The following is a 22,225-nucleotide window of genomic DNA, read 5'->3' on the forward strand; positions in this document are numbered from 1 at the left end:
ATTTGGGGCGGAGGAACGATTTGTCATCTGCACTGACAACTCCCTCAGATTTCATTAAGGATGAAGTCCAGAGTACCCATCCAGTCATATTGCTATCACAGAATCAGAACGTCCCTGTAGCCGTCACTAAAACATCCATGCTCATTGTGGAAGCAGTTAAACACTTTTAGCCCTTCCCGGTTTCCTTCCTCCCAATGAGTGGTGTATGACTTTGCAGTTATGCGTCAGGGATACCAGGAAGTATCTGAGGCATATTTATACTTGCGGCGTGAACAGTGGTTGTTGGAGTGTCCCCCGGACAGCCCATGATGTGCAAGGATCGTATTTGTCTGCTATGTCAGGCTAGTCACGCCCTCAGCCCCCAAGCCATACAACAAGCGAAGAAAATTAGTTAGTATGAAACTCTAATCGAGAAACAGAAGGTCATTTGTTCATGTATAAACAATTATAAATTCTTGGAAACTTTACTTTAGTTTAACTTCAACAATAGAAACATCAGCGGTATAATTTCAACGCATACTGAATTACATGTTTAGCATTTATCAAAATGCCTAAAGGTTTTACTATTTATGCCGATAGTCATATATCGATTTAATTTACGTGGATAATATAAATGAATGTTTTTTATGATATTTCTGAGTATGTATGGGACTTACTTATCGATGGGAAGAAATTGGGAATTTCAATAGGTGAGGAAACAATTAGCGATCTGATATTGATCGAGATTGCCAGAAAAAACTATAACTATGTCACTATAAGAAAGACCGCTAAAGATAAAGAAGCAGAAAGCGGCACTGATTGGGAATGGTGGATCGGAAGTATTAAAAATGGTTGGGTGCGATATGCTATACAAGCAAAAAAAATGGATTACAATCAATATTCATACAAAACTCTTAAACACGAAGTAGGAAAAGATAAAAAATTACAATATGAAATCTTGAGAAAACATGCTAAAAATATGAAAGCAATTGCGCTCTATGCTTTTTACAACTACCCAAAACAAACTCAACTTGATGAATACTGGAATTGTCAAAAACCAATATCCAAAAAGAAAATGGGAATTACGATTGCCAATCTTGAATTTGTAGCTAGAGCGATCAATATAAAAAGAGGGAAAAACTTCCCTACGATACATAAATTTAAAACAACATATCCACTATGCTGTTTACTTGAGTGCATTAGTACTTATGAAAAAAAGATCTATAAACCCCATGCTTTTCCACAATCGCCAAGTGTGATGACACTTTCATACTCGAACATTTCAACGCTGGATCTAGATTATGAAACAATAGAACAACATAAATTAAACGAGAAAGATGTTAGTCTAAATCACATACTACAAGGCTATGATGTTTCTAAGTTATTTAATGATGATGAAGTATTCGATAAAGCCAAGGGATATTTATATCCTAATAACACTCCTGTACCAAAGCGAATACTAGTTATCGACTTAGAATTGCTTAAAAATACAAAAAAAGAATCATAACAATTTTGTTTTATAAAAAAACCCTAACAGAATCTTTAGCAATATGATATTTATAAAAAATATTATATATGCCGAGCTTTTTGTGACCTTAATTTAGGCCCATTGATGGATCTAACAGATAGCTTTGTTTACCGGCTCCATCAGCGCCACCGAAGTACATCGCCTTGAGCGGCGCAAGCTTCTTATCCGGTCTATGTTCGTCATGCAAGATGTAAGCAGGATTGCCGTTGATCGCAACCCTGCAAGGTAGATAAATATTATGCCAAAGAAGTGAACAGGCCAGAGCTTGCTGTAACGTCTCCCCCAACTTTTTTTGTAAAATCGCGCAACCAAACCAGCTCGTCTTTAATAGAAGAGAGCAGTTCGTTCTCAATAATATCATCTACTGTCGTGATATTTTTGATAAAACCATCGCTAGTAAGTTCATGCTGCTTCGCAAGTTTGGCTTTTTTATTTTCGAACTCTTCGGCTTTCTCTTTAACCCTCTCGCTCAATTTATCTTTTATAGAATCGTAGCTTTTAATTTGCTGCGTCGCCGTTTCAACCGTGCGAGAGGTGCTGGCAGGATTTCTGATAAGGTTCAGCAAGACATCCAGATCGGTATTTTGGCTCAGTATGATCTGTTGTGAAGGCACCAGCCCTGTATTCGCAGCTAAAAGAGCTAAATAGCATGCATTATCTTTATTATTTTCAATAAGGACAGATTGTAACCTCTCCGATAACCCAGAGTTTGTAAAATACTCCGGCTCTAAGAAAGAGGGCCGCATTTTCCAAAAGGGAAGAGAAAAAGCCTTTTCTATCCTTCCGTAATTAAATTTCCCAATCGACGGATTGCACAACAAATCATCATGATATTTTGTTGCTACAGATAGCTCATTAAAGAGCTCCTCACTGAGGTTTTCATTTCGGCATAGCTTATATTTGACGCGCTCCTCACGGTCACCCGACGTTCCGTAATAACTTCTCGAATATAACGTCCTCTGTGCATTTTGCGAAATATTAGGATTACTCGCCAGAGCTTCATCAATTTTGACTCGATTAATTGCCAGTAACATATCGCATATAATTTCCCCCACCGCAGGATTCTGCGCCATAAACGCCAGCACATCGGTATTTTTATGTTGCACCGCCATCAACTGCACTTCCTCGCAGAGCGCCGCGTTCTGTACCAGTCTTTGCTGGGTTGCCTTCAAGCCATTCTCATACAGGTAAACCTGCACTGCCGGTACTAGCGCGGAATTGATGGCCAGCGCGTCACGCACCGCGGGGTTACCTTCACTGGCGAGAATTTGCTGAGTTTCCGCCGTTAATATTGGATTCACCGCCAGGGTCGCCAGCGCCGCTTCATTCGTGACTTTTTGGGCAAACCGACGCTGCACTAGCGCGGAGAGGTGGCGTCGTTCAGCTAGCGCCAGTAAAGCGTGGACATCACCTTTGTCGATCTGTACCAGCAGTGCGCTGTCATCATTACCGCCACTACTCTCCTGTGCCGGCTCGTCGGGTTGTTTTTGCGCCTCTTCAAGGGCATCCACGACCGCCGTGTCGTGGTCCTGCGCCAGCTGGTGTTTTACCTCTTCGGTCAGGGCCGGATTGTTTGCCAATGCAATGCGCACCACAGATTTTTTATCGTTAAGCAACACCTCCTGCTGCGCAGCGGTAAGCGCCGGGTTAAGCGCCACAGCGGCTCGCAGCGCATCATTCTGCTCATACAGGAACTCTTCACGCTGCGCTTCCGGGCAGTTGGCGTGGCGTAACACTGCCTGTTGCAACGCACTATTTTTACGGGATAACAGCGCATCCAGCACACTATCCACGCAGTGCGCTTTCTCTGCCAGCTGCAGTAGGATCTCATCGTTCAGCTTGTTCTTCTGAATCAGCGACAGCAGCAGGTTGGTCGGCGCGTTATGGTGCACACAGGCCAGCGCCAGCGACGTTTCATCCTTAACGTCACCGGTTTCTGCCGGGGCGATACACGCCGACAGAATACGTGCAGTGCAATACGGGTTGCTGTACACCGCATGGCGAATTGCCGGGTAGCTGTCTTGTGCCAGTTTTTCGAGCAGGTCTTCGCTGCACTCCTCTGCCTCCGCTACCCGCAAACGCTCGTGCGGATTGGTATCATCTGCCAGCGTGATCATCTGTGCCAGGCTGATCCCATCGATATGCGACGCTGCTTTGAGCTTCATTTTCTCGAACTGTGCTTCGTACTTACCCACCTGGTCACGCAGGGTATCGCGCAGCGGAACCGTGCGCTCCAGCGCCCGACACAGACGAGAGTAATCAATATTTACCCCGGCCAGGAACGCGCTCTCGCGAGCATCGTTCACTGCATTTTGAATATCTGCCCCGGCAAAGTTACGGCACAGCACCGCCAGTTGCTGCTTCTGTTCTGCCGAGAAAGCCTGCCAGGCCGCTTTCAGGTGGATGCTGAGAATGGCTTTGCGCTCAGCAAGATAAGGGAATCCGACATAAAAGACATCGTCGAAACGCCCTTTACGCAACAGCTCAGGCGGCAGCGCAGTGACGTTATTGGCCGTCGCTACCACAAATACCGCGCTGGTTTTCTCCTGCATCCAGGTAAGGAAATAACCCAGTAGTCTGGACGTAACCTCTGAGGCGTTAGAAGAACCAATCCCGACGAACGCTTTTTCCAGCTCATCTACCCACAGCACGCAGGGGCTGATGGCCTCTGCCATTGCCAGCGCCCGACGCATGTTGTGCTCACTCTCTCCGACATATTTGCCCAGCAGGGAGCCAATATCCAGACGCAGCAGCGGTAACCCAAACAGGTTGGCGACCGCCTTGGCGGTGAGAGATTTGCCGCAGCCCGGCATCCCTGCCACCAGCACCCCTTTTGGTGCCTGCAATCCAGCCTCCTCCGCTTCCGGCAAGCGCTGCAAAATGGCGGCTTTACGCTCTAGCCATTTTTTCAAGTTCTCCAACCCGCCAATGTCCGTCAGGTTCTCGCGCACTTTGACCATTTCCAGCACGCCGCTTTTACCGATGATCTGCTCTTTTTCCTGCAGCAGCGTGGCGAGCGCTTTTTCATCTAGCTCGCCGTATTTTTCCAGGGCGACAGACAAAGACTGGTTAATCTGGCTGGCAGTCAAGCCGGTCAGGGTGATGCTGATCCTGTTAAGCAGCGCGTCAGATACGATCAACTCGCGCTCAAGGGCGAACTGCTCCGCCTGCTGGCGAATGGCCTCGCGGCGCGGAAGCGGTAACTCCACGAGAGTAATCAGCGGCTCAATCAATGAAGGAATGTCTACGCGATCATCAACGCAGATCACGCAGCACTCACCGCTGTGGTGACGGCGGATACGCAAGAGTAGCTGCTGTAGACGCGCCGCTACCATCGGTGAAGAGTCCAGCACGGTTCTGATATTGCGGAACACGAGAATAGTGTTTTCGAGGTCATCATCCAGCAGCCCGGCCAGCATCCGATCGGCCTGCGGCGGCATCTCGAGGCTGGAAGCCACCAGCGGGTATCGATCGGTAAAATCCACCCAGCCCCAGGCCAGGTTCCATTCCCGCAGCCGGAAATCAGTCTCTTTGGCAACCGTGCTTAACAACGTATCAATGCGATCATCTTCGCCGCTATGCAGATAAAACCCCGCATGTCCGGCGCGGATCCAGGTCACTATCCGGGTTGTTAATAAACTGTCCATCTTCTCTCCATTACCAAAAAGAACTTAAGAAACTGCCCACGGAACTAACAATGTTCGAAGCACTCCGACCAATAGCAGACGCGGTATCCGCAATCACAGAGACCGCCGCTTTAGCGACCGATTTCCCCGCTTTGTAGACTTTGTCAGCCACCGTACTGCCCAGCATACCGCCGATTACGCCACCCGCCAGGCCACCCACAAAGATGCCCACAGGACCGAAAACGGTGCCCATTGCCGCCCCCATCCCGACGCCTGTTTCTGCCCCCACAATGCCTGCTACGGTGGTGACAGTGGTATTGGTAACGCGATCCAACGCCTCTTCTTTAGAGATATGGCCTTTTGCCAGATCGTAGAGGTTTTTCAGGTTATCCACGGCTACCGAACCGATTATCGCAATGCGTCCGGCCGGGGTATTTTTCATCACGTTACCCAAAAAGCCCCGGCGAGATGCCACCAGCAGCGCGCCCGAAGTGGCCACAGTCAGCATGCTGTAGCCTGCGGTCTTGAGGGAGTCTTCGACAAATTCCTGCATATCTTCTCCCGCCGACGCATTTTCGTTGCCGGCGAGGCTGTTCCACAAACGACGGGCCAGAATACGCCCGCCCTGGAAACAGACCCCAAGGCCGGCCGCCACCAGCGCGGTTTTACCGATCTGTTTGCCCACAGTGACGGCATCCGCGTTACGCCAGTCCACCTCACTGATTTGCTGCTCTTTATGGGCCTTCTCGCGCTGGCGAACCGCCTCTTCTTTCGATAACGGAGTGGACTCAACGCCGTCATAATCAATGGTTTCCACTGCTTTACGCTGCATGTCCGCTGAGTGCCCTTCCGGCACCAATGACCCCTGGCCGCGATAGTCGCCGTGCTCGAACAATTTTTCCGTGCTGCCCGCATCCGCACCATATTTCGCCTGGTAGCGGCGAACGACTTTGCCACTGCCGTCTTTGATCTGGATATCTACAGAGTTTTTGCCAAACGCCTTACCGGGTTTCACTACCAGTTCTGCCCGCGCCGAAGAGCCAGCCGCCTTCGCGTTAATATTAAAGGTGTTGACGTGGTGCACCTCGGCGATAAACCCATCGAGATTACGCGCCATGCTGATCTGCCCGTCGTTGCGAGTGATGATGTCACGCATCAGATCATTGGCGCGAGTCAGGGCGTTATCAATCGATTGAGCATATTCCCCGGTACTGAGTGCGCCATGACGCTGGGCCGAGTACTGCATCTCTTTGCCCAGCCAATTATCACGGCTTTTTCCCTTCTGCCTCGCAGCGTTCAGGGATGCTTTCAATTCTTGCTGGCGTGTTACGGTTTCAACGATTTCGCCCGCGTCTTGGGTAAGCGCATCGTCATTCGGCCACAGCTCCGCATGCTGGCGAAACTGCTTTTGCAACCAGATAAGCGGGTCGGCATCCGACGAATGGCTTGCCTGCTGCGTAAACTGCTGCAGCAGTTGTGTTGTCGCCTGCGGATCGCCACCCGCATCGCGCCAGGCCACATACATATCATCCACCAACTGTTCCTGATGATCTTCATCAATAAGATCTAGCGGAGCAGGCACCGTACGAGGTTGTTCACTAATCACGTCATTTGCAGCCATGTGTAAAATTCCTTATTTCAATTTTTATCTGGCGATGAGAAAACAGTCAGCGCGTCGGCCAACTGCGTCAGTAGGGTCGCGTGCAATGATTCGGGAGAGAGAATGGTCAGATTGGGCAGCCAGTAGCGTACCCAAGGTAATAGCTGGCGTTCATCGGCAATTTTGCAGGTGATCTCCAGACTACCGTCACTATTTTGCGTGTTGATAACCTGGCTTGGCAGCACGCCACGCCGTAGGAAATAGCCTGCCACAGAGGCATTCACATGGAGGCGTACCGGGAATTTGTTGAGGCTGAACCAAACATCATCTTCTTCGTCGATGCACTGCTCAATGCGACCCTCCCGCACAAAAGTTTCTTCACACAGTTCGAGCCATTTCATGCCGCTAAGCAGAAAACCCTTAAGGTTTTCCTGTTCCATGGCCGCCAGGTACCAGACATTTTTCACGTTCACCAGACGGTAGGGTTCAACAACGCGCAGTTTCCCTTTATAGAAAAAATTGCATTTGCGGTGTTCGGCAATGGCCTTGCGGAGTTGACTGAAATGGCGGGAAAGAGCATTTTCACTCTCGTGTTCTGCTGCGGGGTATTTAATCGAGAATTGAGGAATACCTTCTGTTTGTAATAGCGTCGACCAGAATGCTGGTTTTTGTCCGGCAAAGAGTGGCGAGACGCCCGCCATATCCAATAACTGGCGAATGTCACGGGTTCGCAGCGCCTGATAATATTGAGGAGCAAGGCAGTAACTGTCACCGCTGATATGTTCAATTATTGCACTCAGGCGGCGAAGGTCGCGGAAGATGGTGCGCCCGGAAACATTAAATGTCTCGGCTAATTGTTGTCGGGTCACCTGCTCCTGCTGGTGAAACAGAATGATTGTTTCCGCCAGGCGGTGCGCCAGCTTTTCATATGCTCCGGTTGTTTTACCCACATCGAATCCCTCATTCGCAGAAAATAACCACAGTTTAATGGCAGCGAATGACACTTTATGTCAGTGAGCGCGAGATAAAAAACATATTTTTATATTATGCGGCACTAGGCAAAACTTAAGTGAAATTATTTTCGCATTATTGTTTTTATCTAGAATATTACAAGTCGCTGCATTTCATTAATGTCACCAACCTTGCTTGTCTTAACCCTGAATAGAAGATCATTTAAGGCAAAAAATTGCCCTATGCAAGACTCGTCGAGTCTCTTCCAGGCTACTCATCAACAGTGAAAATGCTGCCCGCAATATCCGCATCAATGCGGTATGTCCTGGCTAATCTTAACTCCGATGGCTGAAGAGATTGCCGATATCGTGCTGTGGTTCCCAAACGCAAAAAAGGCCGTGCGAATGCACGGCCCTGATACGGGTTGACGCTAACAGGCACGATTAAAAGGCCTGGCAAACCTCATCCATCTCTTGCGTTGGTACCCTGTCATTCACATAACCGGTTCGCCATTGCACGAAGATCCGCGTGCCGTTGCTGCCCATCTCCGAGGCCCACATAGATTCTGCCGAACTCGCAGTTGACCAAAACGAACCGAGTAGCTTCTGAGGATCTCCCCACTCCCCATAAAATGTACCTGTACCGCGAGTAGCTGTTTGACCCGGTGCACCGTTAGAGAGGAGGGTATAGCTCGGCACGGTGCCGTTTCGACTTGCACAATCAGAATCCGCAACGGTTGGATCAGCCGAAGCTGCTGCAATGTTAAAGACCCAGTGATTAAGGGTGAAAGTATAGGTTAGCGGCTCACCATAACCGGACACCGGCGTCGCCGTGATCGTCGCGGTCCTGCTCGTTGGCGTAGAGGTCAGGGTGATGACGCCAGGTGACGAGATATGGGCCCAGCTGGCGTCGCTACTCCAGGCGTAGTCCGCATTGTTGGCGGAGGTTCCATTGATCTCCATCGTAAAGTTAGCACGCAGGATCCCTATCGTTGGGAAATGCTCGCTCATGCCAAAGGTGTGTCCGTTGGTCGTAATGCCAGTAAAACGGTCGGTAATAAAGGAGACGGTGCTGGTTTTTCCCGTGTCGGTGGCAAACGCTTTTGATTTGGCTGTCACAGTGACATCCTCCTCTTTGCTGTCTGTCAGGGTAACCGTTGCCTGACCGCCGGCGTCAGTAGTGGCCTCCTGACTACTCAGCACTGCACTACCGGTTGTCGCAAAGGCCACTACCTCTCCCACTACCGGCTTATCATTGTTATCCGTCAGCATCGCCGTGAATGTAATAACCGAATGGCCATCGGCATGCTGTTTGGTAATATCCGTAGTGAGCTGTCTCACCCTATAAGAGATAAAGCTGGCATCGATAGTTTTGCTTGTCTGGTTAGCCAGCGTTGCGGTAATCGTGACCGTCTCCCCTACTGTATTCGTGACAGCAATCTGTGCATGTCCCTGCAAATCAGTTTTACTGGAGGCAGGCATTTGCGCCGTGCTGCTGTTGCTGCTCCAGGTAATGACCTGCGCTGGCAGAGGGTTTCCCTGTGCATCGGTGACGACAGCGTTAATCGTATCTTCCGCTGTACCATCAGCAAGGCTGGCATCGTTAACCAGACTTAATGTCACATTGGCAGAGCTGCGATCTGCTATAAACAGGCTGTCCGTACTCTTCTCCTGGCCGTTGTCCAGAGATGCCGTCAGGGTAACCGCCTGAGAGACGGTATCGGTAAAGGTAATAGTCGCCTCGCCATTGGCATCTGTCTCAGAACCGTCATCGCTCAGTTGCGCATTACCGGTTATCCGCCAGTGGACAGCGGTATGGGTCAGTGGATTGTTATTGGCATCTACCACTTTCACCAATGCGCTGTTAGTGGCTACGCCGTTTGCCAGCGCGGTTTTGGTTGCACTTAACGACTGAATGGTCGCAGATGCCCTATCCGCAACGAACAGGCTCGGCTTCGTCTGGCTGGCCGAGTTGACAGGTAACGTCACGGTCACGTTCACCGTTTCTGCTTTAATATCGCTGAAGGTAACGGAGAGCTGGCCCTGCGCATCGGTATACCCGGTCTGGCTGGAGAGTATTGCCGACCCATCCGTACTCCATTGCACTGATTCGTTGATGGCGGGATTATGCTGCGCATCCATTACCGTCACCGTTGCCGTATTGGTCGCTTTGCCGTTTGCAATAGCCCCGCTGCTTACCTCGTAATCAGCAATCTGGATACTGTTTTCATCCGTGACAAATGATGAGGCCGCACTTAGCGTGCTACCGTTTGCCAGGCTTGCAGTCAAAGTAAAGGTTTGCGCTTTGGTACTGGTATAGCTGATGGTCGCCTTCCCGTTTTGATCGGTGTTGCCGTTAGGAGAAAGCTGAATATCTGTTTTATCCACTTTCCAGCTTACCTGCTGATTAACCAGTGGATTCCCGGTTGCGTCCAGGACATACACTTCTGCCGTGTTCGGGGTATGGCCATCCGCCGGGCTACCATTTTTGGTCACCTTCAGACGCTGTAACGAAGCAGACGCTTCATCCGCAATAAATGCTGCACTGGCACCCTTGCTGTTGCCATTGCTGAGGGTGGCAGTAAGCTGCACGGTCTCAGCCACCGTGTCGGTGAACTGAAGATGCACCTGACCTTGCGCATCCGTATGAAAGGTAGATGAGGTCCGCTTTGCCCCTGGGTTAAATACAAGCGTTGTACTATCGGTACTGATTGTTACCGGCGTCTCGCTAACCGGATTGTTAGAAGGATCGCGGACTTCAATAATTGCGCTATTGGCCGAGCTGCCATTGGCCGGGCTGTTATTCACAGTCACATCAAATCGGGTAATAACAGCCTGCTGGCTATCAGCAACAAACGTCACGGTATCTTGTTGTGATAGGGTGCCAGACTTCACCGTCAGGACAGCGGATCCCGCAGTCGTTGAGACGATATGCGCATGTGCCACACCGTTAGCATCGGTCTTAGCATCGCTGTCGCGCAGCGTGGCCGGCGAGGCGACTGACCAGCTTACCGACGCACCCGCGATGGGGTGATGGTTGTTATCCTCCACTTTAACAGTTGCATCATCAGTGGCCGTGCCATTTGCCGCACTGCCATTTTTATCGATCGATAACGAGAGAGAGGCAGGCGTGACGGCAGTGAAGTGCGATTGTGCATAGGCGGAGACACCGCCGCTGGTGGCGGTAACGTCTGTCACTTCATTAACAGCATTAGTAATGTTCACCGTCGCAAGTCCGTTGGCATCGGTAACGGATGATGAGGTATCAAGTCTGGCCTGCCCTGTCGCGAGCCACTGTACGGTGGTATCAGGCATCACCTCGTTTTTGGTGTTTAGCACCTGAACCTGCAGCCGATTCTGGGAAACACCATCAGCGGGGCTGTTGTCTATTAACGTTTGCAGCACCAGTTTGCCGACGCCTGCGCGTTCTTTTTTGCGATACTGCATAACAATCTGATTATTTCGTTCAACCAAATCGTAGCGGCTACCGGCCAGGCTGCGCTGCAGCGCAACGTTTTCAGGCGAGATCTGATAACGCCAGTCATGACCAAAATCGTAATGCAGATCAAGCTGAAACTTAAGATCGTCCATATCATCCTGACCGCGTCGATAATCTGTGCCAAGCGTAATGAGCGGTACGGGGGTGTAATTGAATCCCAACGTCACCGCAGAAGGGTTACTTTGTAGATGATCGGTGTCAAATAAGGCGACATCATCGCCATAATATTGCTCATACATGACTTTGGCGCCAAACTGCGGCTGCGCGGGTAAGTATCCTTCTGCCCGAATATCAAAACCGTCGGCCGGTTTCTCTTCATAATCGTCAAAATCTCGCGAATCCTGCCAGCTACTGGTACCAACATAGGTATTTGCCGAGAGTTTAAGGTAGTTAGTCCACGCCTCCGCCCCTATGCCAATCCGACGGTTTTTACCCGTGAAATCGTCATCAAAGAAAAAGTTTGAACCAAACATCCAGTTTTCCGTATAAAAGGTTCTTACACCAAACCCCATATTGCCGGTTACTCGGGAATCAGGCGCGCGCAACCCAAATTGGGTAAAGAACAACGCTTTTTTGTTATCATAAAGTGGAGCAAGCAGATCGAATGAGCTTTGATCCCAGTTGCCGTTCTGATCAACATTTAGTTGAACCCGGGCAGTGCCAAAGCGTTGTAGCCATTGCTCGGCCGATGAAGATGCTTCAGAAGTCGCTCTGTTTATCAAACCACTCTGCACCTGCTGCTGTAAATTTTGACTATTATTTCCCGCCAGTGCTGTCGCCGTTGATGTTAAAACATCGCTTTCAGGCAGCACCGAATTGGGTTGAGTAGCAGCTGCCAAGGGGATATTAATTAAAGGAAACGATAGCTGTAATACTATCAACAGCCATGCTATTACCTTTCTGGCTATAAAACTTCGATACACCGAATGCATCGTCGCTGTGTTACTTTTTTGAATATTCATTTTTTATATTGATATTAAGAGTTAAGGAGGGGTTTCTCATCAAACTACGCACTGGTGTGATTGATGACTTACCACTCAGGGAAATATATTCACACGCTTTAATTACCATAAGAAAAAATCAAGTACAATTTTGTTAAGCAAATAGTACAATTTTGGACTTTGAGGCACGCTTGCCTCAGTGAAATGTCAGGGAAAATACATATTGCAATGTAATCAATTCAAAAAACCCATTTATTTACACAATGATTACCTGGGTTAATTCTTACTCGTTATTGTTACAACAACATCTTAATACCGATTCAGAACCGCAGAGGTAGATTTTTAAGGCGTATTAGACGGCCATTATAGGTTGCAATATACCCCCCCTTCTTTAACTCCTTCAATATTGTCATAACGCCGCTTTTTGAATATCCGGTTCTGGATACAATATAATTACAAACATTCTCACTCTCACGCAAATTGCTATAACCATCAATTTTCAACAAATAGTATTTAACAACATCATAGAGAGTTCGAAACTTCATAACCTCCAACTGCTCCATAAGCATCAGGGATGAAAAGGAGAGGATATGGAATAGATCGCTCCATAATGCCTGCTCCTCAATATGTGTATAGAACGCTTCTCTGGGATACTTCAGGTAAGAAAACCGGCTGCTTTCACTGATATAATACAGTTGGCTAAGCGCATCAGGCACAAGATTTAATATGTAAGGGCCGTAAATCTCACCCAATAACAGATGATTCATTTTATTGTACAATGCCACCTTGCCTTCAAGGATAATAAGTATGTCATCATCAATCGTCCGGACAGTTTCTTGCACTTGCGAGGGAAATATATGAATATCAGATGAAATATCAGCATGATTGATAAAACTGGTCATGACTTTATGTATCTGCTTACAAGGTTTGCCCATACCAAATCATCCTTAAAGATCATACGCTTGATAAGCTTACAATAGATTAATAACATATTAAAAGAGCGGCGCAAGGATAAGTACATTTTTGGAATGGATATATGTTTATTTATTACAAATGCCGCCACTTTCCCCTCTGATTCATCTGCGCAAACATTGCAAATCATGTTACTTAATTTTGCTTACATCTCAAGCAACGTTCCCATACTCTGACGCTGGAACCTTCTTATATTAACTTACCCCAGCCGGGAGGGAAACTTATGCTTTCGACAACACTGTTCCCACCACTATTTCCGCAAATGGAAAATGATGGTGTTATAAACCAGGCAGAACTTAACTCGGCAGGTATCGTAATCGATGTCGCGGAGTATCCCAGCGCTAAACAAGGCGATCTAATTGAATTATGGTTTGAAAGTTATGTTATTGACTCTATAGGGCTAGCGGAAGCGCCTGTCAGTCAATATTTCCCCTGGCAATGTAATATCACGGCTGATGTAGCCAGTAAATTTCCTGATGGTATTTATAAAGTACAATATAACGTTATTGATGCCGCGCAAAACAGTTCATGGTCGAACATAGGCAGCGCTATTCTTGATAAAACATCTACAGGCACATTGCCCCCACCACTCTTTCCAGAAGCAGGTTCTGATAATACCCTTAACTATGCGGAGGCCATGAGCGGAGGTGGAACCCCCGTCACTATACCAAACTATCCGAATATTGCCGTTGGGGATAATGTTACCCTGTATTGGGTAGGACTCAAAGACAACGACGTGGTGCAACGGAGCATTACAAAAGTTGCACATACCGTACAGGAAGATGAGCTGAATGGCTTTGATATTCTGATCGCCACGGCCTGGATTATTCCAGGCGACCTGGACAGCGCAAGGGCCTGGTACGTCGTTAAACATACGGATATCCGCAACGAACGCTCAGAAGATGGCGTTGTAAATATCGATACTTCCAGCGGAATTGTACTGCCCGCACCGGAATTTGTAGAGGGCGATGACGGTTGGATCGATGCAGAGGAAGCGACAGATGGTAACGGCACGCCGGTAAGTATCCCTGCTTATCCTGGTATTAGCGTGGGTGATGCTGTCACCCTACATTGGCAGGGCTACGATCGCAACGACATGCCTGTTGACGGTGCGAAATATGATGTGCTGACCGTCATAGATACGGCTGATATCGCAGCGGGTTTCCAGACTATTATCCCGACGGATAACATTACGCCGGTTGGGATTGGCTACGGTATCAGTTACTACGACGTCATTTTTGTGGACGCGACTGTAGGGAGTTCCCTGGCTGCGCAAACCGGTATTGATGTTATTCATACTGACCAACTTCCCCCTCCGCAGCTTCCGGAGGCGCTTGATGATAACGTGATTGATGACGCAGACGCCATGAGCGAAGGTGGAACACCAGTCGTTGTCGCTTACGAGAGCATGGCGGCTGGAGATAGTGTTACCGTTTACTGGTCTGGTTATCAGAGTGATGATGTCACACCGGTTAGCGGTACCGTCTATTCGATCACCTCCACTGTTTCTGTGGCTGAAGCAGAAGCCCAATCTTTAACAGCGATCGTACCGTCGAAATACATTGTGCCTATAGGTAAAGGCTACGCTGTTGCAAATTATTCCGTACAGTTTATTGCTGGCGGCATCGCACGGTCTGATGATGCGGAAGCTATTATCAATACTACCGGGGGTGAAATTAACGGCTCGAGTTACCTGGGTGGCTCCACCGGCTTTGCCCCCTGGAACAACACCGCGATTCAAAACTGCTACGTCGAGTATGTGGCAATGGAAAATGGTGTGCCTCTCAGAAATGTCGATATCATCTTTACGCTGTTTAATAATAATTATTTTACCAGCAATCATACCAATACCATTACGTTACCTACCGATATCCATGGCGTTGCCCGCACGAATATTTCTGGCAGCGATACAACAACGACTACCGTTTCCGCGCAGATCGTGCAGAACGATCGCCCGGCTTCAACGTTGAGTCTGGAAACAGAACGGACTAATGAACAAATAGTACCTTATCTGACGAGCGAACCCTATCTCCCTGGCAGCGGCAACAGGACGTTTCTACTTTCGTTAAGCCAGGGTTCCGGCACCTTTAAATTAACAACTAATAATAACTCAGATATCTATATCGATGGCGTTAACAAAGGAGGGACAGTAGAGGACATTGCTGTCTATTCAGGAAACCCGCTGAATTTTGAAGTCACATCTAATAATTTAAATAACACTGCTGTTACTGTTTCTCAGGTAGCCCCTGAAACACAAAAATACTGCACATTCTATTTTTAATCATTACGAGGTTTATATTATGCTAAATGCAAATGCTAAAATCCCTTCCCTACAGGCACAAATGCAATGGATTGCCGGTAAACCGCAAACATCAACAACATCGACAACGCGTTTGCTTTATGATTTTAATAATTTCAACAATTCTCTGGATCGTAAAACTGGCATTCTTCCCGGGATCGTAGAATCCAGTACTGCTCAGCAGGAATCCACTATTTGCGATCCGCAAACGGGAAAGTGGGCGCTTTTTTTTAATGGCAACAACATTTATGACGGCATGAATAATCTGGTCAATCCAGATAATAAGCTGGATACATTAACCAATACCTATCTTACCAGCATTATCGCGCCGGGCATGGCTGAAACAGCGCCAACCTATTATGTTTTCTATGTAGATCGCACCACTAAGCATCTGAACTATGGGATAGTGAACTTTCCAACAGGCCTAAGCGGTGCCGCTAACTGGGTGGGTATCCAGTCGCTGAATATTGATAACGGTGTAGCCACGCCTTTTGGTCTGGCATGTCGCAATGAAGAAGAGTATTGGGTATTAACGCTCGCCAACGTGAATACGCTTGTGGCATATAAGTGTGATGCTACCGGTGTGAACACCACCGCACCGAGACATATCCTGCTGCAACCCTTCTCATCATTAACAGGCGCTGTTGATTGCACCAAAAGCTCGATTGTCACTTTTGGAAACCATATTGCCATCACCGTTAACAATAATATTATGGTTGGCACTTTTAATTTCTATGCCGGCTTCTCGATCCCCAATTTCAGTCAGGCATTGGTTGCTACGGCAACGTCCACCCTGGCCCCGGACTTTAATGCCGACCAGACCCGACTCTACTTTCTTAAAAATTGGGATAGCGCCAGAAAAAACCACGTATGGGTATATGAACTGGAAAGTGGAGCCTCCTATTCAGCAGATTCCAGTTACGCCTATAACTATCAGTACAAGACGCTGAAGCTAGCACCTAACGGCACGGTTTATGGAATAAATTATTTTACTACCGCTAATGTTGATCCCATTTTAAATATCGTTGAAGTGCCAGAGACTGGAGATGTTTCAGTGAGTGAAATTCTCAACCCGGATAGCAATAGCTCTACCACTTTCGGTAATATTCAGTATCAAATTAATAATTTCTAAAAACTCCCGCCTTTCAGATAGAGAGGCGGGCTTTCCAGAAACGATTACCCTTTGTCTAGCAGAGGTTTCCATGAATATGAACGCAACATCTATGCAGAATTATTGGTTTCCGGGCAGTGCTAATCAACGTTCTATTTTTAATTTTACGAACGGCGTACTGGACATCGAATCACCGGGTTTCCCACTCGTGCCGGAAGACTCAGATAATTTCGGCAACGTCATCACCCTGCCCGATGCAGTCGGCTACTACATTATCGGTAAATATCTGGTGGACTCTGCGTTTACCACGGTGGCAGGGTCGACAGGAATATTTGATGCGTTAACGCCAACCGTTGCAAACTGTATGTTCGCACCTGATATTTACGAAAAAAATGCAGCACATCTTTACTACATTGATAATAATGGTCTTCATTACGGTCATATTACGCGCGATCTTGTTCAGCGATCGTCTCTTGATACACTTCTGAAAGTGACGTTAACCCTGCCACCGATAGCAAACTCCCCGCTGTGCATTCTGGGACATCCTTCCGGTGAAGGCAATTGGCTTTTTTATATAAATAAACAGGATGATTCTCTGAAGCTTGTTGTTGTCTACTGCCTGGGCTCTGATGAAATATCGAGCTATAGCCTAACGCTTTCCGGGAGCGGCATGCCGGTAAGCATTGACGCCTATAAAAACCGGATAGCGCTGGTTTGCGATGATGCCAGTCTGGTCTACGGCGTACTCACTGCGAAGGATAGCGCAATGACGATAGCAGTGAGTGGCAGGATTGATGGCCTAAGCCCTGATTGCATACAGAGTGCTTTTTCTGCAGAGGGAAATTCACTTTTTTGGCTAACGAAAGAGCCCGACGGCTGTTATGTCAATTATCGCAATATGACGACTGGAACTGTCACATCTACGCTCACCAGTGGCAATTACGCAGCAATGAAATGCGGCCCGGATAATATTATCTATGGTTTATCATGCAAAACCCGCAGCGCATCCACGCTGTTAACCGTAACGCCAAAAAACGTGTCAGACGACTTTAGCGTTAGCGAGATTTTTGCGTCTGCTAATGGCGGTTACTTCCCGGCGACGGGTTGGAACCTCTACTCTGTCTAGTATTGATATACGGCAAGCCGTTACTGAAGTAACGGCTTTTTTGCATTAATAAGTTTTTATTTGCAACTGTTTTAAGTTTCTTTTGCACGCCCTCTCTCTCCTCATCCCTATATTATTTCTCTCGATACGATTGGTATCATTATTTTAAGTAAGGGTAATAGTTATGACTGATACAATTTCCAAACTGACCGCCGTCCCGAACACCATTTCTAATGATGGGTCAGAAACCTCTGTTGTTTCTGCAACGATCCTGACCGACTCTGTGCCGGCAGCAGCAGGCGTAACGGTCGAATGGTCAGCGCAGCAGGGCGAACTCAGCGCGACGTCTTCCGTTACCGATGCAAATAGCGTTGCCAGCGTTAACGTGCAGGCTGTTGCCGGTGCCACGTCTATCAGCGTCACTGCCGCTACTGCGGATGACTCACAGCAAATCATTATCGCAACCTTCACACCATTGGCCGCGCCTGTCGTAGTCAACGCCAGCAGTGATGATGGCTATACGCTGGACCACTACGATATTAACTTCGGCGTACAGGCTGAGATTCCGCTCTATGACGGTGTCGCTTTTGGTCAGACGGTAACGTTTTACTGGGGTGATGTTGATAACATCTCTTTCATCGTGACCGAAAATGAACATCCGCCGTTTATTATTGATGTCTCAGAAGAGATGTCTCCGGACTGCCTGAAAGATGGTAGCTATCAGGTTTACTATATCGTAACCGATCAGGCTGGCAATCAGACTCAATCTTCAACCTTGACCATCACCGTTGCTGATGGGGGCAGTACTGTGCCGACATTACCAGAGCCGGAGGTTCCGGAAGCGGATCCGTACATTAATATTAACGATGCCAGTGATGGCGTAGAGGTTATTGCCACCTACCCTGAAATGGCGATCGGCGATGTAGTGACCTTCTTCTGGGCCGGCTACGATGACTCCTCACGCCAGATTAGCGGCACTGAGGCAACGGCTGAATATACCGTACAAGAAAACGATACCACCATCAACTTTACCGTAGCTATGGATTATTTCTATCCGAACGGCAGAGGTTATGAAGGCTACGCTGAAGCTTACTACACCGTTAAAGCTGAAGGTCAGTCGACGCTGGTGCTGTCTGATACTAAAAAATGCCTGGTCGATACCCTGGCACCATAACAGCAATGTTCCGGCTTCGGCCGGAACATTTCCCCCCGGCTTTCCTCCCCTCCCCCCCACGCATTGGCGCCTTATCAGCGTTACAGAAATCTGCATTATCAACAACGCTACCTCAAAATTATATTAATCCGACAGCTATGATTGGTTACTGACAGAATCACGCCAGCAATAAGCACCCTCTTTGACGGACTGACATACAACATCATTTAAATAATCATCAAAATATTATTAATGGCTAATACGTCATTTATTATCGCCTTCGGGCCTTCCTTCTATAGGCTCAGAACGATAGTATATTCACCTTCAATATATCTAAAAAAATAAGGTATAAGAATGAACTTCAGCCAAATAGAAAAACCACGCGATGCAGTCGAGAAAATTTTGTCCTGTTTCCCTGTTTCAAAACCCTGCCTTATTGAGCAGGGTCAGACGCTGCCAATAAAAACGAGAAATGAAAATCAGCCAAGGAAAATCTATTTTCTGCTCGAGGGGGCAATGATTAGTTCCGTAGGTGAAAACGAAAAAAAGCAAAATCTAGGTATCGTTGTAAGCCCATCAATAATCGGTCTCGGTCAGCTCGCTCCTGCTGGTGCGATTGCCCAGTACGAGGCTATCGCTCCCTGTATGGTTGACTCGACAAATGTCGATGACTTTATAAAGGTTATTGAGGAACAACATCTCTGGCCTGACGTTATCAAGGTAATGTTGACGATAATGAACTCACTGGCTGCGCGTACGACAACATCAGGACTACAATCAGCATATGAAATCATCAAAAGCAATCTCCTCTATATGGAGAGTGAAACCACCTATATGCTTAAAGAGCGTTATACGGTTGTAAAATATATGCAGACATTTTCCAGACTGTCGAGAAGCATTATTTTAAAAATTCTCTCTGAACTCAAGGCGGGTGGATTTATAGAGATGAACAATGGCAAACTTATTCGTATTAACAGAAATCTCCCTGAAAAATTTTAAGGGAGCCAATAAATTTGAAAACATAGAAAAACACACCACCCCACTTAAATATTATTCAGAAAAATATCGCCACCCATATCAATTAATAAAAAATGCTTTTTTTCAAACAAACTCATGATGCCATATGGCTTAGCCAAGTTCTGTTTGGTAATGATGACAAAGCACTCTACCAGACGGCGCAGGCTCTGCACGCCGACGGCGCCCTTATCGAATCCCAGCGCATTTCGCAAGAAATCTTAGTTCCGCTGGGTTAAATGAGTGATATATTTTCACGCATTAAACCCAAGGAGAGCCCATGGCGGAATTTGATGTAATAGCGCAGGATTTGCTTGAACGCGCACGCACTGAAGAGGAGCAGCAGCAGGCTCAGGACAGGAAGCTGCTTGACCAGGTGCTGGCCATCTATGGTCAAAAATATGTGGCGGAGCAGCTGCGAAAGCTGGGCAAGAGCGAGTGGAGCCGGGAGACCCTCAACCGTTGGGTGAACGGTAAGAGCGCGCCCAAATCCCTGACGGCGCTGGAGGCAGAACTGCTGCAAAAGATGCTGCCCTCCCCTCCGGCACACCATCCTGATTATGCCTTTCGCTTTATCGATCTTTTTGCCGGCATCGGCGGTATTCGTCACGGCTTTGAAGCCATCGGTGGACAGTGCGTGTTCACCAGCGAGTGGAATAAAAACGCAGTCCGTACCTATAAAGCCAACTGGTTCAACGACGAAGCCTCACACCGGTTTAATCAGGATATTCGCGAAGTCACGCTCAGCGATAATAAAAACGTTTCTGAAACGCAGGCCTATGCACATATTGATGCCGCTATTCCCGATCATGACGTGCTGCTGGCGGGTTTTCCCTGCCAGCCGTTTAGTCTGGCAGGCGTCAGTAAAAAGAACGCGCTGGGCCGGGCGCACGGCTTTGAGTGCGAGGCGCAGGGCACGCTCTTCTTTGACGTGGCACGGATTATCAAAGCGAAAAAGCCTGCTATCTTCGTGCTGGAAAACGTAAAGAACCTAAAGAGCCACGATAAAGGTAAAACCTTCGCTGTTATCATGGCGACGCTGGATGAGCTGGGCTACGAAGTTGCTGATGCAGCCGCAGTGGGTAAAGACGATCCCAAGGTTATCGACGGACGGCATTTTCTACCCCAGCACCGGGAGCGCATTGTGCTGGTCGGATTCCGACGCGACCTGGGCATCCATAACGGTTTTACGCTACGCGACGTGTCGCGTTTCTACCCTGAACGTCGCCCGACCTTTGGCGAGCTTCTGCAGCCGGATACGGACAGCAAATACATTCTGTCAGAAAAGCTCTGGCACTATCTTTGGCACTACGCCAAAAAACATCAGGCAAAGGGTAACGGCTTCGGCTTCGGTCTGGTCGATCCGACGCGTGCAGAGAGCGTGGCGCGTACCCTGTCGGCTCGCTACTACAAAGATGGTTCAGAGATTTTAATCGATAGAGGATGGGATCGGGCGCTTGGCGAAGCTGACTTTACCGATGCTGATAACCAGCTGCGGCGACCCCGGCGCTTAACGCCGAGAGAGTGCGCCCGCCTGATGGGCTTTGAAGAGCCTGGCCAGCCACCGTTTCGTATTCCGGTTTCTGATACCCAGGCCTACCGTCAGTTTGGTAACTCGGTCGTGGTCCCGGTTTTCGCAGCCGTGGCACGGCTGCTGAAACCCTACATTGTGGAAGCGGTTAAAAAACGTTAATAACATTTTTGATAGGGGCAGCTAGCCTGCCCGTAAGCCACGCTACGGACGAGACTGCACCCAGAAGGCATGAATAAGGCCCGGAATGTAACCCAAAAGAGTCAGAATGATGTTCAGAATGAACGCCATACCAAAGCCCTTACCAAGCAGGACGCCCAGCGGAGGCAGAATAATCGTCAGTACAATTCGCCAGAAACCCATAATTACTCCCGTGTAAAATTTATCCAGGTGGCTGTAAAAAAAGAGATTTTCTCTTTAAGGGTAGCTACTCTGAACGACTCTGCCACTCTGATCCCGCGCTTTTACCCTCTTTTACTTAGCCTTAAACTCAGGCTTAATCTCTCCTAAGGTATTGAACGATAGCTATAATCGATCGTACCTACTTTCTCAGGCGAAAAGTCTGATTTAGGGTTAATGCATCAAACGACAGGAGAAAAACTATGTTTTCAGTTGGTGATTATGTTCAGCCCCGCATCGGCGGTCAGAAACTTAAAGTAGTTGAAGTCAATGATGACCAGATTGTTGCCGTACCGGCCAGCAACGAGCAGGGTGAAAAGGTAACGATTAAGGCAGCTGATGTCACTCTGTATAAAGAAGAGGGCAACTTCGGCGTCTGCTAAAGGTATCCCTGTTACGGTGGGCAGCGGCTCACCGTACCCCTCCCTTTCAACCCTCTGATTAATAACGTCTTACACCCCAACCCCAACAAAAATAACGCAGCGGATAAAAAACAGCCAGCCGCAGAGAATGTTATC

At 48.0% G+C, this 22,225-nt stretch carries 16 protein-coding genes; 8 read left to right on the forward strand and 8 right to left on the reverse strand.

Features of this window, described 5'->3' with window-relative positions:
- Positions 1-95: 95 nt before the first annotated feature.
- Positions 96-221, reverse strand: coding sequence for a type II toxin-antitoxin system CcdA family antitoxin (locus RTP97_RS21440; RefSeq protein WP_409455945.1), 126 nt, complete (start codon positions 219-221; stop codon positions 96-98).
- A 392-nt stretch (positions 222-613) separates the two neighbouring features.
- Here RTP97_RS21440 and RTP97_RS13200 point away from each other — a divergent pair, with 392 nt between their 5' ends.
- Positions 614-1,486, forward strand: a complete 873-nt coding sequence (locus tag RTP97_RS13200) for a DUF6615 family protein (RefSeq protein ID WP_312414312.1) — start codon at positions 614-616, stop codon at positions 1,484-1,486.
- A gap of 257 nt (positions 1,487-1,743) precedes the next feature.
- On the opposite strand, the gene RTP97_RS13205 is transcribed toward RTP97_RS13200, so the two are convergent.
- The 5 genes from RTP97_RS13205 to RTP97_RS13225 all read right to left on the reverse strand — a co-directional run bounded on the left by RTP97_RS13205 (position 1,744) and on the right by RTP97_RS13225 (position 13,058).
- Positions 1,744-5,154, reverse strand: coding sequence for an AAA family ATPase (locus RTP97_RS13205; RefSeq protein WP_312414315.1), 3,411 nt, complete (start codon positions 5,152-5,154; stop codon positions 1,744-1,746).
- A gap of 10 nt (positions 5,155-5,164) precedes the next feature.
- Positions 5,165-6,754, reverse strand: a complete 1,590-nt coding sequence (locus RTP97_RS13210; RefSeq protein ID WP_312414317.1) for a hypothetical protein — start codon at positions 6,752-6,754, stop codon at positions 5,165-5,167.
- 17 nt (positions 6,755-6,771) lie between these two features.
- Complete coding sequence (locus tag RTP97_RS13215; RefSeq protein ID WP_312414319.1) at positions 6,772-7,683, reverse strand: transcriptional regulator; 912 nt, start codon at positions 7,681-7,683, stop codon at positions 6,772-6,774.
- A gap of 444 nt (positions 7,684-8,127) precedes the next feature.
- The gene (locus RTP97_RS13220) at positions 8,128-12,144 is read right to left on the reverse strand and encodes an Ig-like domain-containing protein (RefSeq protein WP_312414321.1); all 4,017 of its coding nucleotides are present in this window, start codon (positions 12,142-12,144) and stop codon (positions 8,128-8,130) included.
- A gap of 299 nt (positions 12,145-12,443) precedes the next feature.
- Positions 12,444-13,058, reverse strand: coding sequence for a helix-turn-helix domain-containing protein (locus RTP97_RS13225; RefSeq protein WP_312414323.1), 615 nt, complete (start codon positions 13,056-13,058; stop codon positions 12,444-12,446).
- Between the two features lie 260 nt (positions 13,059-13,318).
- Here RTP97_RS13225 and RTP97_RS13230 point away from each other — a divergent pair, with 260 nt between their 5' ends.
- The 5 genes from RTP97_RS13230 (at position 13,319) to RTP97_RS13250 (ending at position 19,762) form a co-directional block, all read left to right on the forward strand.
- A complete protein-coding gene (locus tag RTP97_RS13230; RefSeq protein ID WP_312414326.1) occupies positions 13,319-15,376 on the forward strand; it encodes a hypothetical protein in 2,058 nt (685 codons plus the stop codon).
- Between the two features lie 19 nt (positions 15,377-15,395).
- Positions 15,396-16,526 carry a hypothetical protein gene (locus tag RTP97_RS13235; protein WP_312414329.1) on the forward strand — a complete coding sequence of 377 codons (1,131 nt, stop codon included), beginning with the start codon at positions 15,396-15,398 and terminating at the stop codon, positions 16,524-16,526.
- A gap of 70 nt (positions 16,527-16,596) precedes the next feature.
- Positions 16,597-17,631, forward strand: coding sequence for a hypothetical protein (locus RTP97_RS13240; RefSeq protein ID WP_312414331.1), 1,035 nt, complete (start codon positions 16,597-16,599; stop codon positions 17,629-17,631).
- A 163-nt stretch (positions 17,632-17,794) separates the two neighbouring features.
- Complete coding sequence (locus tag RTP97_RS13245) at positions 17,795-18,784, forward strand: hypothetical protein (RefSeq protein ID WP_312414336.1); 990 nt, start codon at positions 17,795-17,797, stop codon at positions 18,782-18,784.
- 333 nt (positions 18,785-19,117) lie between these two features.
- Positions 19,118-19,762: a helix-turn-helix domain-containing protein gene (locus RTP97_RS13250; RefSeq protein ID WP_312414339.1), complete on the forward strand. Its 645-nt coding sequence runs from the start codon at positions 19,118-19,120 to the stop codon at positions 19,760-19,762.
- A gap of 44 nt (positions 19,763-19,806) precedes the next feature.
- Here the strand turns inward: RTP97_RS13250 and RTP97_RS13255 are convergent, their stop codons facing one another.
- A complete protein-coding gene (locus RTP97_RS13255; protein WP_312414342.1) occupies positions 19,807-19,992 on the reverse strand; it encodes a hypothetical protein in 186 nt (61 codons plus the stop codon).
- 65 nt (positions 19,993-20,057) lie between these two features.
- Here RTP97_RS13255 and RTP97_RS13260 point away from each other — a divergent pair, with 65 nt between their 5' ends.
- Entirely contained in the window at positions 20,058-21,470 is a 1,413-nt protein-coding gene (locus RTP97_RS13260) for a DNA cytosine methyltransferase (protein WP_312414345.1), read from the forward strand.
- A gap of 42 nt (positions 21,471-21,512) precedes the next feature.
- On the opposite strand, the gene RTP97_RS13265 is transcribed toward RTP97_RS13260, so the two are convergent.
- Complete coding sequence (locus RTP97_RS13265) at positions 21,513-21,671, reverse strand: YqaE/Pmp3 family membrane protein (protein ID WP_103818182.1); 159 nt, start codon at positions 21,669-21,671, stop codon at positions 21,513-21,515.
- A gap of 239 nt (positions 21,672-21,910) precedes the next feature.
- On the opposite strand from RTP97_RS13265, the gene RTP97_RS13270 reads away from it, so the two are divergent.
- Positions 21,911-22,090, forward strand: coding sequence for a hypothetical protein (locus RTP97_RS13270; protein WP_042387590.1), 180 nt, complete (start codon positions 21,911-21,913; stop codon positions 22,088-22,090).
- Positions 22,091-22,225 lie beyond the last annotated feature (135 nt).

The sequence above is a fragment of the Pseudescherichia sp. genome, from assembly GCF_031998825.1.
Taxonomy (GTDB): Bacteria; Pseudomonadota; Gammaproteobacteria; order Enterobacterales; family Enterobacteriaceae; genus Pseudescherichia.